At 64.0% G+C, this 16340-nt stretch carries 17 protein-coding genes and 1 pseudogene; 12 read left to right on the top strand and 6 right to left on the bottom strand.

Annotated features, from left to right (window positions below; genetic code table 11):
* Positions 1-24: 24 nt before the first annotated feature.
* A complete protein-coding gene (msrB, locus tag JNB71_RS12560) occupies positions 25-432 on the bottom strand; it encodes a peptide-methionine (R)-S-oxide reductase MsrB (RefSeq protein ID WP_220372096.1) in 408 nt (135 codons plus the stop codon).
* Positions 433-680: 248 nt separating this feature from the next.
* Between msrB and JNB71_RS12565 the strand changes: the two genes are divergently transcribed.
* From JNB71_RS12565 to JNB71_RS12610, 10 genes are all read left to right on the top strand, one after another.
* Positions 681-3044 (top strand): putative monovalent cation/H+ antiporter subunit A, encoded by a 2364-nt coding sequence (locus JNB71_RS12565; protein WP_220372097.1) that lies wholly within the window; start codon positions 681-683, stop codon positions 3042-3044.
* Positions 3041-3460: a Na(+)/H(+) antiporter subunit B gene (locus JNB71_RS12570; protein ID WP_018329538.1), complete on the top strand. Its 420-nt coding sequence runs from the start codon at positions 3041-3043 to the stop codon at positions 3458-3460. Before JNB71_RS12565 ends, JNB71_RS12570 begins: the two co-directional genes overlap by 4 nt.
* The gene (locus JNB71_RS12575) at positions 3460-3837 is read left to right on the top strand and encodes a Na+/H+ antiporter subunit C (protein ID WP_220372098.1); all 378 of its coding nucleotides are present in this window, start codon (positions 3460-3462) and stop codon (positions 3835-3837) included. The genes JNB71_RS12570 and JNB71_RS12575 overlap by 1 nt, the downstream gene beginning before the upstream one ends.
* A 7-nt stretch (positions 3838-3844) precedes the next feature.
* Entirely contained in the window at positions 3845-5404 is a 1560-nt protein-coding gene (locus tag JNB71_RS12580) for a Na+/H+ antiporter subunit D (RefSeq protein ID WP_220372099.1), read from the top strand.
* A gap of 11 nt (positions 5405-5415) precedes the next feature.
* Positions 5416-5892 carry a Na+/H+ antiporter subunit E gene (locus JNB71_RS12585; protein ID WP_220372100.1) on the top strand — a complete coding sequence of 159 codons (477 nt, stop codon included), beginning with the start codon at positions 5416-5418 and terminating at the stop codon, positions 5890-5892.
* Positions 5889-6266: a cation:proton antiporter gene (locus JNB71_RS12590; protein ID WP_220372101.1), complete on the top strand. Its 378-nt coding sequence runs from the start codon at positions 5889-5891 to the stop codon at positions 6264-6266. The genes JNB71_RS12585 and JNB71_RS12590 overlap by 4 nt, the downstream gene beginning before the upstream one ends.
* Before the next feature lie 14 nt (positions 6267-6280).
* Positions 6281-6625, top strand: coding sequence for a monovalent cation/H(+) antiporter subunit G (mnhG, locus tag JNB71_RS12595; RefSeq protein ID WP_431028818.1), 345 nt, complete (start codon positions 6281-6283; stop codon positions 6623-6625).
* A gap of 478 nt (positions 6626-7103) precedes the next feature.
* On the top strand, positions 7104-7535 hold the full coding sequence (locus JNB71_RS12600; protein ID WP_220372103.1) for a MucR family transcriptional regulator: 432 nt from the start codon (positions 7104-7106) through the stop codon (positions 7533-7535).
* A 244-nt stretch (positions 7536-7779) separates the two neighbouring features.
* Entirely contained in the window at positions 7780-8265 is a 486-nt protein-coding gene (locus JNB71_RS24725; protein WP_346657255.1) for a helix-turn-helix domain-containing protein, read from the top strand.
* Entirely contained in the window at positions 8258-9082 is an 825-nt protein-coding gene (locus tag JNB71_RS12610) for a DUF6456 domain-containing protein (RefSeq protein WP_220372104.1), read from the top strand. The genes JNB71_RS24725 and JNB71_RS12610 overlap by 8 nt, the downstream gene beginning before the upstream one ends.
* Before the next feature lie 231 nt (positions 9083-9313).
* Here JNB71_RS12610 and JNB71_RS12615 read toward each other — a convergent pair whose 3' ends face one another.
* A complete protein-coding gene (locus JNB71_RS12615; protein WP_220372105.1) occupies positions 9314-9493 on the bottom strand; it encodes a hypothetical protein in 180 nt (59 codons plus the stop codon).
* A 358-nt stretch (positions 9494-9851) separates the two neighbouring features.
* Positions 9852-10130: a hypothetical protein gene (locus JNB71_RS12620; protein WP_220372106.1), complete on the bottom strand. Its 279-nt coding sequence runs from the start codon at positions 10128-10130 to the stop codon at positions 9852-9854.
* 277 nt (positions 10131-10407) lie between these two features.
* Here JNB71_RS12620 and JNB71_RS24730 point away from each other — a divergent pair.
* Both JNB71_RS24730 and JNB71_RS12630 read left to right on the top strand, forming a co-directional pair.
* A pseudogene (locus JNB71_RS24730) lies at positions 10408-10983 on the top strand (SH3 domain-containing protein); the annotation flags it as partial.
* Positions 10984-11806: 823 nt separating this feature from the next.
* Complete coding sequence (locus JNB71_RS12630; RefSeq protein WP_431028756.1) at positions 11807-12793, top strand: DUF2336 domain-containing protein; 987 nt, start codon at positions 11807-11809, stop codon at positions 12791-12793.
* A gap of 3 nt (positions 12794-12796) precedes the next feature.
* Here JNB71_RS12630 and JNB71_RS12635 read toward each other — a convergent pair whose 3' ends face one another.
* The 3 genes from JNB71_RS12635 to JNB71_RS12645 all read right to left on the bottom strand — a co-directional run bounded on the left by JNB71_RS12635 (position 12797) and on the right by JNB71_RS12645 (position 15953).
* The gene (locus tag JNB71_RS12635; protein ID WP_220372265.1) at positions 12797-13144 is read right to left on the bottom strand and encodes a DUF1491 family protein; all 348 of its coding nucleotides are present in this window, start codon (positions 13142-13144) and stop codon (positions 12797-12799) included.
* Between the two features lie 300 nt (positions 13145-13444).
* Positions 13445-14389: a peptidoglycan-binding domain-containing protein gene (locus JNB71_RS12640; RefSeq protein WP_220372107.1), complete on the bottom strand. Its 945-nt coding sequence runs from the start codon at positions 14387-14389 to the stop codon at positions 13445-13447.
* Entirely contained in the window at positions 14361-15953 is a 1593-nt protein-coding gene (locus tag JNB71_RS12645; RefSeq protein ID WP_220372266.1) for a sensor histidine kinase, read from the bottom strand. The genes JNB71_RS12640 and JNB71_RS12645 overlap by 29 nt, the downstream gene beginning before the upstream one ends.
* Positions 15954-16340: the final 387 nt, after the last annotated feature.

A 16340-nucleotide genomic window follows, 5' to 3' on the forward strand; every position in this document is an offset into this window, starting at 1 on the left:
GGACTGTGCCGCCCGGTCGGCGGCTCACTCCTCCTCAAAGGTCAGGGCAACCCCGTTCATGCAGTAGCGCAGGCCGGTGGGCGGCGGGCCGTCGGGGAAGACGTGACCGAGATGGGCGTCGCAATCGGCGCAGCGGATTTCCGTCCGGCTCATGCCATAGGACGTGTCGTGATGTGTCGTCACGGCGTCCACCGAGATCGGTTCGTAGAAGCTCGGCCAGCCGGTGCCGGAATTGAACTTCGCCTGCGAGCGATAGAGCGGCCGGTTGCAGCAGACGCAGTGATAGACACCCTTCTTGCTCAAGTCGAAATCCGGGCTCGAGAAAGCGCGCTCGGTGCCGTGCTGGCGGGTGATCCGGTACTGTTCCGGCGTCAGCTGCGCCCGCCATTCCTCATCGGTCTTGAAGATCTTCAAGGTGCTGGTGTCGTTCATCGGTCTCTCCCCTGATTTGCTGCAGATATAGGAAGCTTGCGGCGCTCCGGCAATCGCCCCGCTGCAGCGTCCGATTGTTCGGCTGCGGCAATCGGAGGAGAGGGGCCGTTTTTCCGGCCACAAGCTTGAGTTCGTTGCTCTCTTGGCTTATCCCCAAGAGTATTCGCATCAGTAGTTCGTTCGCCGAGCTTCCTTGCCGTCTCCTGCCACCCCGCAGCCCGCAACCCTTGAAAGGACCAATCGGACCCATGAGTGTCGCCGATCTGACATTTCTGGCTCTCCTTTTGCCGTTCCTGGGCGCGATCGTCGCGCCGCTGGTCACCCGCATCCTCGGTCACAACGCCGCCTGGGCGCTGGCGCTCGTGCCCGTGGCGATCTTCCTGCATCTTACCGGCTTCTCGGCTGAGATTGCTCGCGGCGAGGTGGTGACCGGCGGCTATGCCTGGGTGCCTTCGTTCCAGGTGCGCTTCTCCTGGCTGATCGACGGGCTGTCGCTGACCTTCATGCTGTTGATTTCCGGCATCGGCGCTCTGATCGTGCTTTACTCCGGCGGCTACCTGAAGGGGCATCCGCATCAGGGCCGGTTCTTCTCGTTCCTCCTGATGTTCATGGGCTCTATGCTGGGTCTGGTGGCCTCCGACAGTTTCCTGATGCTGTTCATCTTCTGGGAGCTGACCTCGATCACCTCCTTCCTGCTGATCGGTTTCGACCATCAGCGCGAGGCCGCCCGCCGCGCAGCCCTGCAGGCGCTGGTGGTGACGGGCGGCGGGGGGCTGTTCCTGCTCGCCGGGCTGATCATCCTGTGGAACATGACCGGCATCAGCCAGTTTTCGCTGCTCACCGCGTTTGCCCCGCAGGTCAAGGCAAGCCCGCTCTATCTGGCGGCGCTGATCCTCGTGCTCGGCGGCGCCTTCACCAAATCGGCGCAGTTCCCCTTCCATTTCTGGCTGCCGAACGCCATGGAGGCGCCAACCCCGGTGTCGGCCTATCTGCATTCGGCGACCATGGTGAAAGCCGGGGTCTATCTGTTGATGCGGCTTTACCCGGTGCTCGGCGGCACGCCGGCCTGGCAGATCATCCTGCCGGTGTTCGGCGCCGCGACCCTCATCATCGGCGCGCTCCTGGCGGTGCGTCAGACCGATCTGAAGCTGATGCTCGCCTATACGACGGTGTCGTCGCTCGGCCTTCTGGTTCTCCTGACCGGCTTCGGCGCGCCCTACGCGATCGAGGCGGCAGCGCTCTATCTGGTGGCGCATTGCCTGTTCAAGGGGGCGCTGTTCATGGTGGCGGGCTCTATCGACCACGAAACGGGCATGCGCGACGTGACGCGGCTGGGCGGCCTGCGGTCCGCCATGCCGCTGACCTTCGCCGCAGCGCTCGCGTCGGCCGCTTCGATGGGCGGGTTGCCGCCGTTCTTCGGCTTCCTGGCCAAGGAAGAGGTCTATGCCGCGCTGTACGCCTTCGACGGTCGCGCGATCATTTTTGCGGCGCTGGCCGTTGTCGGCAATGCGCTGATGTTTGCCGCCGCCTTCGCCGTGGCGCTGAAGCCGTTCATCGGCAAACGGGTCGAAACGCCGCAGGCCGCACACGAGGCTCCCCTGTTGCTCTGGCTCGGCCCTGCCGTTCTGGCGCTGATGGGGCTGGCGGTCGCACTCCTTTCCGGCACTGTGCATCAACTGATCACGTCGCCGATGGCATCCGCCATTGCCGGCGAGGCGCGGGTGGTGACCATCTCGCTGGCGCCGCATTTCGGCGTTCCGGCGGCACTCTCGACCCTTACCGTTCTGCTCGGCATCGGTTTCTATCTCAGGCTTGCACGGCTTCGCGCGGCCATCGCCGCCGCTCTCGCCGCCATCGGCTGGGGGCCGGATCGCGGCTTCGACCAGGCGATGCGCGGCCTCGTCCGGCTGTCTTGCGCCGTCACCCGGCGGCTGCAGACTGGCCGGCTCGACATCTATATGACCGCCACCTTCACCCTGCTGGCGGTCGTGCTCATCGTACCGCCCTTCCTCTACGGCGAACTGGCGCGCGCGCCGGTCTTCCCGCAGGATATCCCGCTGCACGAGCTCGCCATCATGGCAATCGCCGTGATCGGGCTTGTCGCGGTAATTCTGGCGCAGGACCGGCTGACGGCGATCGTCTCGCTCGGTATCCAGGGCTTTTCGGTGGCGGTGATCTTCCTCCTCTACGGCGCGCCGGATCTTGCCTTCACCCAGTTCATGATCGAAACGCTCGCCGTCGTCATCCTCGCGTTGGTGATGACGCGGCTGAGGCTCTCGCCCTCCGACCACCGCCCGCTGCGCGAGAGCCTGCCGGATGCGGCGATCGCGCTTGCCTGCGGGCTCGGCGCGACGCTCTTTCTGCTCAAGGTGACGCAAGCGCCGTTCGACACGGGGCTCAGCGATTTCTTCAATCAGTATTCGAAGACGATCGCCCACGGCGCCAATGTGGTGAACGTCATCATCGTCGATTTCCGCGGCACCGACACGCTCGGCGAGATCGCCGTGGTGATGATCGCCGCGCTGGCGATCCTGTCGCTCGTCAGGCTGCGGGCCGGCTCGCTGCGGCGCATCGCCGACAATGATCCCGATGCGGAGGAGGCGAGCCGATGAGATCGCTGATCTTGCGCACCGTCGCGCCGCTTATCGTCGGGCTGATGGTGCTGTTTTCGATTTTCGTGCTTTTGCGCGGCCACAACGAGCCGGGTGGCGGCTTCATCGGCGGGCTGATCGCGGTTGCCGCCCTGTCGATCTACGGCATCGCCTTCGGCGTCGAAACCGTGCGCCGGGCGATCGTCTTTCATCCGCTGGCCATCGCCGGGGCAGGGCTCATGCTTTCGACACTGTCCGGCCTCGTGTCGATGGTGTTCCATGTGCCGTTCATGACGGGGCTTTGGATCTATCCGGTCATCCTCGGCGAAGAGGTGCCGCTGTCGAGCGTCATGACCTTTGATATCGGCGTCTACCTGGTCGTCGTCGGCGCGGTGACCTCCGTCGCCTTGTCGCTCGAGGAACGGGGAGAGGATTGATGGAACCCGTTTTTTCGCTTCTCACCGGCATCTTCCTGACGATCGCCATCTATCTCATGATGTCGAAGTTCATCATCCGCATGCTGATGGGCGTCGTCATTCTCGGCAATGCCGTCAACCTGCTGATCTTCACCAGCGGCCGGATCATGCGTGAAGTGCCGCCGGTGATCGGGCCGGGTCTCGACGTGCCGGCCGGGCCGGTGGCCAACCCGCTGCCGCAGGCCCTGATCCTGACGGCGATCGTGATTTCCTTCTCGTTCTTCGCCTTCCTGCTGGTGCTCTCCTGGCGTGCCTACAGCACGCTTGGCACCGACAACACCGACGAGATGCGGGTGGCCGAGCCGGACGGCACCCCGCTGCCGCCGCTGGGATACTGACGCAGCCATGGCCGTTTCCTCGCCTCCCGTCGATCTGTCCGCAGCGCTGGTTCTTAAGCCGGTGGCAGCGGTCGACTGGCTGGTGATCCTGCCGGTTGCCTGGTGCATCGGCATCGGCGCCGTGCTGATGATGGTGCGGCACCGGACCTTTCTCCACCCGCCAATCGCCGTTGCCGCGCTTGGCATTCTTGCCGGGCTCGATGCCACCCTCCTGTGGCATGTCGCGCAAAACGGTCCGGTGACCATGGTCATGGGGCGCTGGCTGCCGCCTTTCGGCATCGCGTTCACGGTCGATCTGACGGGCGCGCTGTTTGCACTCATTGCGGCCGTGGTGGCGCTCGCCGGCGCCGTTGCCGCCGTCACCGACATCAACGACGGCGGCCGTCGCTACGGCTTCTATCCCTTTCTGATGCTTCTGATGGCCGGCGTCAGCGGCGCCTTCCTGACCGGCGACATCTTCAACCTCTACGTCTGGTTCGAGGTCTTGCTGATCTCGTCCTTCGGTCTCCTGGTGCTCGGCGCGGAGCGCGAGCAGATCGACGGGGCAGTGAAATACGGCTTTCTCAACCTCGTAGGCACGACGCTGTTCCTGATCGCCACCGGCTATCTCTACGGCATCTTCGGCACGCTCAACATGGCCGACATCGCGGCCAAGGCCGGACCGTTGCGAGAGACGGCACCGCTGACGACGCTGATTGCGCTCTTTGTCTTTGCCTTTGCCATGAAGGCGGCAGCCTTTCCGGTGAACTTCTGGCTGCCCGCCTCCTATCATACGCCGCGTATCGTCGTGTCGGCACTGTTTGCCGGGCTGCTGACCAAGGTCGGCATCTATGCGCTGATCCGCGTTTCCGTCATGCTGTTTCCGCTCGAGCGGGACGACCTCAGCCTCGTCATCGCAGCCGTCGGCGCGCTCACGATGATCACCGGCGCACTCGGGGCGCTGGCGCAGACCGACACGCGCCGGCTGCTCGGCTATCTCGTCATTTCCGGTATCGGCTCCATGCTTGCCGGTATTGCCCTCGGCGGCCCGGGCGGCATCGGCGGCGCGGTCTTCTACGCGCTGCATTCGATGGTGGTAATGACGGCGCTCTATCTGGCGGCTGGCCTTGCCGCCCGTCTCGGCGGCGGCTTTTCGATGGCGTCGCTCAGCGGTCTCTATGCGCGCCATGCGCTGTTTTCCGCGTTGTCGCTGATGCTGTTCTTCGCGGTCTCCGGCCTGCCGCCGTTTTCCGGCTTCTGGCCGAAGGTGATGCTGGTCAAGGCGGCGCTCGACGGCGGCGCCGGTTGGCTGGCGGCGGCGCTGCTTTTCACCGGCTTCCTGACGATGATTGCCACGGGGCGCCTGTTCCTGCTCGCCTACTGGCGCCCGGCGGCCGCGGCCGCACCGTCGGCACAGGACGCAGTGCCGGCGACGGCGCTCCTGCCGCTCATCGCCCTGACGGCGGTCAGCGTCCTGATCGGCCTGTTTCCGCAAACATTGCTCGGCCTCGTCCATGAGGCCGCCTTGACGCTCGACGAACCGTCCGCCTATCTCCATTCCGTCTTTCCAGCCGGGAGCGCGCCATGAGATTTAGCGCCATGAGATTCATCGTCGTCAATCTGCTGCTGACCCTGGTCTGGGCGTTCGTCACCGGCAGCTTCACCCTGCACAACCTGGCACTCGGCTTTGCCATTGGTGCGATGTCGCTGCTTTTGGTGCGCGAGCAGTTGCCGGCCAGCCTCCATCGCGTCCGCCCGATAAAGCTGCTGCTGCTGGCAGGGCTGTTCTTCAAGGAACTGATGCTGTCGGCGATCAAGGTCGCGGTCGTGGTGCTCAGGCCGAACATGCGGCTGCGGCCGGGCATCTTTGCCTATCCGCTGACAATCACGCGCGATTTCGAGATCACCCTTCTCGCCAATCTGATCACGCTCACGCCCGGCACCTTGTCGGTCGATGTCTCGGACGACCGCACGATGCTCTATGTGCACGCGCTCTCCTGTCACGATCCGGCGGCCGAGAGGCGGGCGATCTCTTCCGGCTTCGAACGCCGCATCCGGGAGGCGTTTCCGGTATGAGCGCGTCCGCTATTCTTTCATTCTCGACCACCTTCGCGCTCGTCGCGCTGTCGCTCGGCCTGTTGCTGACTGTGGCGCGCATCGTGCGCGGCCCGACCCTGCCCGACCGGGTGCTCGGGCTCGACATGCTGGTCGCCAACGCCATCGGCTTCATCGCCGTCATCGCCATCCGCAGCGGCTTCAATCTCTATATCGACATCGCCATTGCGCTGAGCCTCGTCGGCTTTCTCGCGACCGTGGCCTTTGCCCGCTTCATTCTGGCGCGCGGCCTGTCGCCGGAATCCGCCGGGGCCGACAGCCGTGCAGCGGCAGTGCCGAAGCGGGGCAAGGCCCTGGCACCGCCGCGGCGCCAGAAAAAGGGAGGCCGCCGATGAGCGCCGGTCCGGATATGCTTGTGGCGAGCGCCGTCAGCGCGCTTCTGGTGGCTGGCTCGATCTTCAGCCTGCTCGCAGCGCTTGGACTTTTGCGCTTTCCGGATCTCTATACGCGCATGCATGCGGCGTCGAAGGCCGGCACAATCGGCTCCGGCCTTTTGCTGCTGGCCGCCGGCCTGCACGCCCTCGATATCGCCATCCTGCTCAGGGCGCTTGCCGGTTTCGCCTTCTTCGTCCTGACGGCGCCGGTTTCAGCCCATCTTCTTGCCAAGGCCGCGCATCAGGCGGGCTACAGGCTGACCAATCTGTCCGTTACCGACCAATTACCCCTGGCAAAGCAGAAGTCCGACAGGCTCTGAATTCAGCAACCATTACAGCACATAGGACGTAGAGAATCACTCTCGCCGCAACACAGCGGTGTGTCGTTTTTAGGAATGTAACGTAATTTTTCCGTGCCGGATATGCTTTGCGTCGCGCGTCAAGATCAATAGGCTAGATCTCGCATAAATTATTATTGGACTTTTCTTCGAACGGTGTTAAGCGAGTAATGGCAAAGTGTCCAATACCATATTAATTCGTATCGAAATTCCAGCATGGGTTGTGAATAGTGATCGTTGCTTTGAGGTGCCGTTATTTTCCGGCGCTTTGGCGATGTATTCAAACTCCGGAATTAGGAGTAATATGAGAGCTTGCCGCGGTTTTACGGTTTCAGTCGAGGGTAATCCTTCGGGTGAAAGCCGATTATAGCGGTTTTCGGACATTTTCTTCGCATGTTTTGGTTGTGTTCGCGATACCCGTCGCGAACATATGGAAGAAATCCGATAGGAGAAAGAAAGAATGACGGATCTAACGCTTGGCTCGGGCCACGATCTTCTGGTTGAACTCACCGCTGAGATCGTTGCAGCCTATGTCAGCAATCATGTCGTACCGGTCGCCGAACTCTCGACGCTGATCGGCGATGTGCACGCCGCCCTGAACAACACCAACAGCCCGGCTCCGGTCGTTGTTGCCGTTGAAAAGCCGAAGCCGGCCGTGTCCGTGCGCAAGTCGGTTCAGGATGACCAGATCACCTGCCTGGAATGCGGTGGCACCTTCAAGTCGCTGAAACGCCACCTGATGACCCACCACAGCCTGTCGCCGGAAGAGTACCGCGAGAAATGGGATCTGCCGGCAGACTATCCGATGGTGGCTCCGGCCTATGCCGAAGCGCGTTCGCGCCTCGCCAAGGAGATGGGTCTCGGCCAGCGCCGCAAGCGCCGCGGCAAATAAGGGCCGGGCGCTTTCGGCCCTTGTGAAAGACAAACCGGCGAGGCGAGACCTGGCCGGTTCTTGCCGTCCGCGTGTTGCTACAGAGCGACATCAGATTTGCGGAGCGAGGAAAATATACCTATTTTCTTCAGGGAAATGATTAAAAACCTCGAAAAAACAACGGTTGGTTGCTGAAAGGCCGTTTCCTTTATCCCCGCATTCGCACTAGGGTGTATGAATTAATTCCTATTCTAAGGAGTAAATCATGCCCCCCAGCAAAGCTGCCCCTCTTTTCACCCCCCGTTTGACGCCGCCGAACCGCACCCGCGCCGTGATGACACGGCGCCGGCATCTGGAAATCAAGTCGGCTTCGCCATCGGGCGATGGGCTCAGCATTGTCGAGCCCTGGGGGCCGGTCTTGCCCGTTGCCGTTCATCTGCGTTGCCGGATCGTGCGCCAGTTGACGGCCGAGATGGTGATGCTGGTGGGCGAGAGGGTTCCGCTGAGGCGCGACCGCCGCCGCACCAGCTGCCATGTCCGGCAGATCTCCATGTATGTCTGCCATGTCGTGCTGCAGATTTCGCTCACCGATATCGGCTATGCGTTCCGGCGCGATCGCACGACGGTCAGCCATGCCTGCCATGTCGTCGAGGACCGCCGCGACGATCCCGCCTTCGACGATTTCATCGCCTCTGTCGAGCGCGTCGTCATCTCGGTTTTCGGTGCGCCGGGAGGCCGCGAGCATGAGTGAGGCCGTTGATGCCAAGACGATCGTCCGCCTCGTCCGATACGCGGCAAGCCATCCGGTTGTCGTCGTCGAGCCCGGGCAGGGAGGCGTGACGCTGAGCGCCGGCAAGGACCGGCCGCCGCGGCATTTCCCGCACGGCGCGCTGGACCGGGCCTGCGCGTCGGGGCTCATCCTCTGCGAGGCTAACCGCGTTCGCGCCACGGCCGAGGCCCAGGCCTTTCTGCGCCGCGCCCTGCTTGCGCCGGACGACGCATTTCAGGAGCAGCATCGCGAAATTGAAAACCGGACCGTTTCCGTCGATGGCGTCCGCCAGACTGCACGGGTCAACGCGCTGGAATCACCGCTCGGAGCCATTGCCCGGCTGAAGGAGAAGTCGGGCCAGGCCTTCCTGCCCCCCGAAGCGATTGCCGCGGGAGAGCGGCTGCATGTCGATTTCACCCGGGCGCAGTTGCAGCCGCGCCTGACCATGGCCTACGAACCGCGGCTGACCACCAAGACAAGGGGAGGGGCCGGCACGGCCGACCTCTGCGATACCGCGCTTGCCGCCCGCATGCGGGTCGGCAGGGCGATGGAGGCGATCGGCCCGGAACTTTGCGGCGTCGCGCTCGATGTCTGCTGCTTCCAGAAGGGGCTGGAACTCGTCGAGCGGGAGCGGCAATGGCCGGCGCGTTCCGCCAAGCTGATGTTGCGCGCCGCCCTGATGACGCTTGCCCGCCACTATGCGCCGCCGCGACCGGCCGGCAGGCAAAGCCATGCCTGGGGCGCGGAGGGTTATCGTCCGGATGCCAGTGGCCTGGTGACAGGTATCAAGGATGGATGACACACGGCGGCATGTTGCGGCTTGCTCCCCTCTTCTCTCCCGCGGGGAGAAGGTGGCGCGAAGCGCCGGATGAGGGGGACGGCTGGCGCCGAGATTGGGAGAAACCCCCTCATCGCCTCGCATACGCTCGGCACTTCTCCCCGCGGGGGAAGAGGGAGCCTGTCGCGCGGGTGTTGTAGGGGGGCCGCTGTCCTGAGACGTGCGTGGGGGCGACGCAGCGGCTAAGAAGTCTCAATGCTTCTTTGGCTGTCCGGGAGCCGGCTTCGGCGTTGCACCCCTGTAGCCATCGAGCCGCTCATAGCGGATGCCGGTGAACAACAGGATCACGCCGTTGCCCGGCGCAACCGGACCCATGGCCGGTTTCGGCGGTGCTCGCGTCAGGCGGTCCTCTATGCGAATAACTTCTGCCATGCTCGTCTCCAAAAACTGGTTGAGACGGATGAACTACCGTATTTCACCCTGCCCGTTCTGGGGGCCGGCGCGTTCCTCAAGCTTTCGCCCGGACATCTGCGCCTTTCTCGATTGCTCCTTCTTCATGCCATTCGTGAAAGCGGGTCGCCTTTGACGAGGTGATCTCAAGCTGGCCGATTGAGCCATACGATAGTTAATAGCTCCTTAACCGTCAAAGCCCCAATCCTAGGGATAGAATCCCTGTTTTCTTGGCAATTTGCCCGGAGTTACCACCGGACAAAGCCTTGCGCCTTCGAACATGAAAATAGACGCGTAGACGGCGCGCCGCCGTTACCAAAGGAACAGTTCATGCGGGCAGTCAGCGCCTTGCCAGCAAACCGACGACGAAAGCGACGCCTGCGACTGCCAGCAGCGTTGATACGGGTTCTTCGCGGACACGCTCCTTCAACCGTTCGGTGAGCACCTCGGCCTCCGAGGTCACCACGGCCTTCGCCCCCGAGCGGATGGCTGAAACGGATTCCGTCAGCCGGGTAATCTCGGCGCGCAAGTCGGAGATCTGCGTGTCGAGATCGACCTTTGCGGCACTCGCTTCGACTTCGGCCTGGTTCGGTACCGATGCGAATTTCTTTTCGACCATCTCATGGCTCCTTTTTCCAACGCCGTGACAACGCGCCAGCCTGTCTTTGGTTCCGGCGGTTTTTCGCGCATCACCGATCCGGGGGCAGGGCGTTCCCCGCCCGGTTTCGGGAACGAAGGGCGTGCTTTCGCGTTTCTTTGGAAAGCACATGCGGTGTTGAACGATGCCATCTCAAAAAAGACATGAAAACAACGGTCTTTGCGCAAACAGGATGGATTCGACGGCGGCGTTGGCTGACGCCAGACAGGATGGAAACCGAATGACGATACAACAGACGATGAAGGCCGCCGTGCTGGCGCTCGCAGCCTTGCTCCTGCCGGCCGCCGCACAGGCGACACCAGGCTTTGCTACCGCCAATGTCAATATGCGCTCGGGACCGAGCACGGCCTATCCGGCGGTCACCGTCATTCCGCTCGGCACGTCGGTGGAGATTCACGGCTGCCTCTCCGAAGTCCCCTGGTGCGACGTATCCTTTTATGAAGGCCGCGGCTGGGTCGCCTCCCGCTATGTCCAGGTCGAGTACGGGGAAAGCCTCGTTTATCTGGAGCCCTATTATTACGATACGCTCGGCATTCCGTTCGTGACCTTCGAAATTGGAAGCTATTGGGATCGTTACTACCGCGACCGCGACTTCTACAGGGATCGGGATTATTATCGCGACCGTTACCGCAACCGCGATTACTACCGCCGCGATACGGACGGGGACCGCGATCAGCGCGATCGCCGCATCCGCCGCGACTATGAACGTTTCGATCGCGCGCGCCGCAGCGATGACGACGGGAGTTCCATCGAACAATCCCGCCGTGAGCGCATCGAGCGCCGGGAACGCGACGGTGATCGCGTCCGCGCCGAGCGCCAGCGCCGCGAGGAAGTTCGGGAATTCCGGGAAGCGGCTCGCGAGCGCGCCATACGCGAGCGCCGCTCACGCGACGACGATGGCAATATCGAACGTCCGCGCCGGGACCGCGATCGTCTCCGCGCCGAGCGCCAGCGCCGCGAGGAAATGCGGGAATTGCGCGGCACGCGCTCGCGTGACGGGGATCGTAGCCGCGCCGAGCGCCAGCGCCAGCGCCGCGAGGAAATGCGGGAATTGCGCGCCACGCGCTCGCGTGACGGGGATCGTAGCGCCGCCGAGCGCCAGCGCCGTGAGGAAATGCGGGAATTGCGCGGCGCGCGCTCGCGTGACGGGGATCGCCCGCGTCGACGTTGCCGGCCGGCCGACGACAACTGCAACTGACCGGTTTCTCACAAGCATTGCGACGGGCGGCTTGCGGGCCGCCCATTCTGCGATCTGATGCACCCCGTGGCCCAGGCGATATCCTGCAGCACTGCGCGTAAACATGCCCTGAGGGCGTGCTTGGCGATCGGTAAACGAAATGTTAACCACGTCGCTGTACTCTTCCTCAATCATTCAGCCATGATCGGCAGGGTCGGCTTGAACAGTGTCAATGCCAGTGTTTTCAGCGCTTTGGCGTGATTGACACTGGCGGCGGCCACGGGTTTCGAATTGGCGCCCTGCGATTTTGCCTGAGAGTTCGATATCCCTGCGGATGAGCGGAAAGACCGTTTGTCCGAAATCGGGACAGTGGTGTGCGTACGAGTGGGTGGTATCCGTGGCGGACCGGTTTCGTGAGTTGGAAAGGCCGCAGGCAGGACGACTGAAGGACGTTGTCCTGATGGCGACCGTGACCGGTTTCGAGGGATTGCGCCATCCGCGCAGGTCCGACCTCAAGCAATTTGCCGAACTGTTCGAACCGCTGTTTGCCGCCTCCAGCGACGAAGCCCGTCGCCAGGCCGCCGCCGCTCTCTCGCAATGCCCGCACGTGCCGCAATCGGTGGCGCTCGTCATCGGCAACGCGCCGATTTCCATTGCCGCGATTTTCCTCACCCGCTCGACCTCGGTCGACGACGCAACCCTCTTGCAGATCATCCGTGCCCAGGGTCCGGCCCACGCCACCGCGATTGCCCGGCGCGAAAACCTGTCGGTCAATGTCGTCGATGCGCTGGTCGAGCGCCGTCAGATGGCCAGTGGCCCCGTCAGACCACTCGACGTGCCGGCCGCGGCGGACAGGCGCCTGTCGGAGGCCGTCGCGTCGGACATGACCACGGCGAAGCTGCGTCGTGAAGAAAAACTGCGCGGCGACATCAAGGCGCTGGCCCGCGCAACCAGACAGGAGCCGCCGGCCGGTCCCGCCCTTGAACCGCTGAGCCCGCTCCACGAGGCGCTTCTTGTCCGCTTCGCCCGCTCCGGCGAGGCCAATCTTTTCGCCGCCAGCCTTGCGGCCGCCCTGTCGACCAGCCCGGAGCTCGGCGAGCGCATCCTGCTCGATGTCTCCGGCCAGCATCTTGCCATCGCGCTGACGGCGCTCGGCATGAGGCGCGAAGACAGCCTCTTCGTGCTCGGCTCGCTTTATCCGGATCTGGCAGAACGCTTGGGCGGCACCACGCGTAGCGAAGCCCTCCTGTCGTCGCTCACCCCAGAAGCGAGCCACGTCCGCCTGCAGGCCTGGCTGCGCACCGACGAGGAACAGGCGGGGGCCGAACACCTGCCCTATCTTGCGCCCGAGCGCGGCGCCGATCCGCGCCGGTTGCCGGCCGCCAGGGAAACCACCCCACGCGGCAGCACGTTGCCGCAGCAGCAGGCTTTCGGCCGCAGGCGTTGAACGTCAGCCGTCCTTTTCGGCGGCGACATCGAACAGGTCGCCGCGGCTCTCGACCTCGATTTCCACAACCCAGCAATCCGGATCGAAGCGGATCTCGCGGGCAATCGCCTGTTCGACCGTCTCGCCGTCCGCCTCCTGCAGCCGGATCTCGAACAGGCGGCCCGGCACCGGACCATCGAAAAAACTCTGCGGCGCCGGGGCATAGAGCGTTTCCGTGCCAAGCCGCGACCGCTGCCGGATGAAAATCGCCCCGGCCTCTTCGGCGCCCTTGCGCAGCACGGCCGCATAGCCGCCGAGGTTGAAGACCCGGCGCAGCAGAGCGGAGACGAAGAGTTCGGATTTCAGACGCATGGCAGGCAGATACACCGGGGCGGGCTGCGGCGCAAATGGGGTGGCGATTGCTGGCATCCGGCGAGGGGGACGGCTGGCACCGAGATCGCCGAGAAACCCCTCATCGCCTCGCATGCGCTCGGCACTTCTCCCCGGCGGGGAGAAGAGGCAGCAAGCCGCAAACGCCCACACTCCATATGGGACAGCACTGCCGCTTGCCGGGGCAGGATTACTGCATGATTCCTTAAATCGGAATCGATCTAAGGAGGAAATTGCAGGGTGAGGGTGAGGAGTTTCGGTAGTCCCCGCTGGCGCAACACCTCAGAGCGCGCCGATTTCCTTCATCTTCTTCAGCACCTTGTCGCTCGGCTGGCCGGTTTCGGGCAGACGGTAGTGCTTTTCGAAATGTCGGATGGCCGAGCGGGTCTGCTCGCCGGCGACGCCGTCGATCGAGACGTCGGTATAGGCGAGGTTGCTCAGGCCCTTCTGGATGTTCATCACCAGTTCGCTCGAGGCGGGGATATCGACCTTGGGAATGAACTGGGGATCGACCTCGGCGTTGCGGATCGCGGCGGCGACCGGGTCGAGTTCGCCCTTGCCGTCCTTGACGTTCCCGTAGGGCCGTTCGGCCGGGCGGGCGGCGGCGGTCCGCGTCTTTTGCGTCGCCGGCTCGTTTTGCAGCGCTGCGAGCAGCGTTTCGCTGGCAGCGCCGGTTTCCGGGCGGCCGGCCTGCTTTTCGTAACGCAGGATCGCGGCTGCGGTCTTCGGGCCGGTCTTGCCATCGGCCGGACCGTCATAAAGGCCGCGGCGGGCCAATTCCTTCTGGATGCTCATGACCAGTGCCGAGCCCGCGACCGGCGCTGCTACCGGCTGGACCTGCGCCGCCTCCGTTGCGGGCTCCGGCTTCGGCTCGTCGATCTTCGCCGCGGCGGTTTCATCCTCCCGCTGGATGACGAAGGTCGTCACCTTACGCGGCGAAGCGCCGGCCGGTTCCTCGTCGAGACCGGCGGTCTGCGGATGGGTGAACGGCAGGCGGGTGCGCAGGAGCGGCGAAGGATGGGCGCCCGGCTGGTACCACATCGCATTTGCCGCGACGAAACTGAACGCCACCACGAAAGCGGCAGAGCCGCCGAAACGGCCCGGATTGCGCGAGGCCAGCCGACCGGCGAAGACGAGACCGCGCGTCGCAAGGCCGAGCACCACAAGGGCCGGGCCGCGCTGCGCCTTCTTTTTCCGCTCAGGCGGTTTTCGCTTGCGAGCCGTCACGACCGGCGCCTCCAATCTTCACGTCACCCGGCACCCGGTCGGTGTCCGCAAGGCCCCGGCCGTTCGTCGTGTCCCCGTTCGTTACCTCTCTTGTGCGCTCCTTCAGGCGCGGCGGAAACTCTACCATTGTCTGTTCCACAACTTCCTGCTCGTCAGCGAGACGGATGCCGGAGCCATCGAGCGGAATTGTGACGGTGATCACCGTTCCCTCGCCGGAACGGCTGCGCAACTCGAACTGGCCGCCATGCAGCGACACCAGGCCCTTGACCAGCGACAGGCCGAGGCCGGTTCCCTCATACCTGCGGGTATAATCGTTCTGGATCTGCACGAAGGGCTGGCCGAGCGTCGCGAGCTTGCTTTCGGCGATGCCGATGCCCGTATCGCTGACGGTGAGCTTCAGGTTGCCGCCGGAGGCCTCGCCATCGATGGTGACGAGGCCGCCGCGGTCGGTGAACTTGATCGCATTGCCGACGAGATTGATCAGGATCTGCTGGAGGGCACGCTGGTCGGCATTGACCTCGCCCACCGAGCGCATGATGCGGCTGGTCAGCTGCACGCCCTTTTCGCGCGCCTGCAGCCCGAGCATCGCTTCGCAGGCATTGACGACATCGGCGACGCGGAACGGCTCGGGCATCAGCTCGTAGCGGCCCGCCTCGATCTTGCTCATGTCGAGCATGGTGTTGACGACCGACAGGAGATGGGCGCCCGACTGGTTGATCAGCGCCACATATTCCCGCTGGCGGTCGTTTTCGAGCTTGCCGAAATATTCGCCCGCAAGGATGTCGGAAAAACCGAGAATGGCGTTGAGCGGCGTGCGCAGTTCGTGGCTGACCGCTGCCAGGAAGCGGGTCTTGGCGTCATTGGCGGTTTCGGCGAGCCGGGTCTTCTGCACGGCCTCGGCCCGCAGCCGCGCCTCCTCGGACACGTCGCGCGACTGGACGAGGATGGCCGCAAGCGGCTCCTCGCCGCGGCCGAGTGCGGTCATCTCGCAGCGCATGTGGACGAACTGCTCGCCCCCGGCAAAGGCATTCGGCCGCTCGAAGCGGATATCGATCGTCGCCTGGCGGTTGCCCTGGCGCAATTCGTCGATCGCCTGCAGGAAGTGAATCCGGTCGGAAACGTGGACCTGCTCGATGAAGCCGCGACCCATCGGATTGCGCATCCAGGCCAGATAGGATTCCGCGTCGCGGCCGTGAATTCCAGTGACCGAGCCCCTGACATCATGGATCGTGACGAGGCCGGCGAAGCAATCATAATGCCGCGCGCCGGTGTCGGCAGGGGCTGGGTGCGGCCCGGCCTGCGGCATCAGCGGCGGAAGGCTGCGCGCATAGGCGATGCCGCCCGCAGCCGAAACCAGCCCGGCGGCGGCGACCAACGCGGCGCCGACCGGCAAGGCCAGCGAAACCGGCAGGACAGCCGACAGCGCCAGCGGCACGGAAGGGAAGGCAACAAGCGCGCTGGCGGCGACGGCGCGGACAACGGCAAGTTCGCGGCGTCTCTCCGGCTCGCCGGCGACCTGGCGCGGCAGCCAGGCGCGCGCGGCGTCATCCACGCGGGATGCCATCCTTCCAGCAATGTTACGCAATACGCTCACGTTTAACCCTGTACGCTCGTTCTTTTGCCGGAATCCATCATGGTTCCGCCTTATGCGAGGCCGTCATCTCGGGCCTGAAAATGGCCTTGGCGGACGATGACTTCCCACGTCCGAATTTCGCACCCGCGGCTTAATGAAAGGATAAATCAAATCGCCACAAAACCCGCGGAATCGCCGGAAAATCCCATTCCGGGACAAATCCAGACGGCTTCGTCTTTTGTGGTTAATGGGGCGTAAGCAGCGGATTTCAGGCGATTTTTTCCGCCATGTTAACCTTTGGGGCAGCGCTCGTCTTCCGCGAAGCCTGCGTTTGCTGGACTGAAACCTGCGGCTCCGCCACGATCCTTAATGGCAAAC

It is taken from the genome of Rhizobium herbae (assembly GCF_019511375.1).
Taxonomy (GTDB): Bacteria; Pseudomonadota; Alphaproteobacteria; order Rhizobiales; family Rhizobiaceae; genus Pararhizobium; species Pararhizobium herbae_A.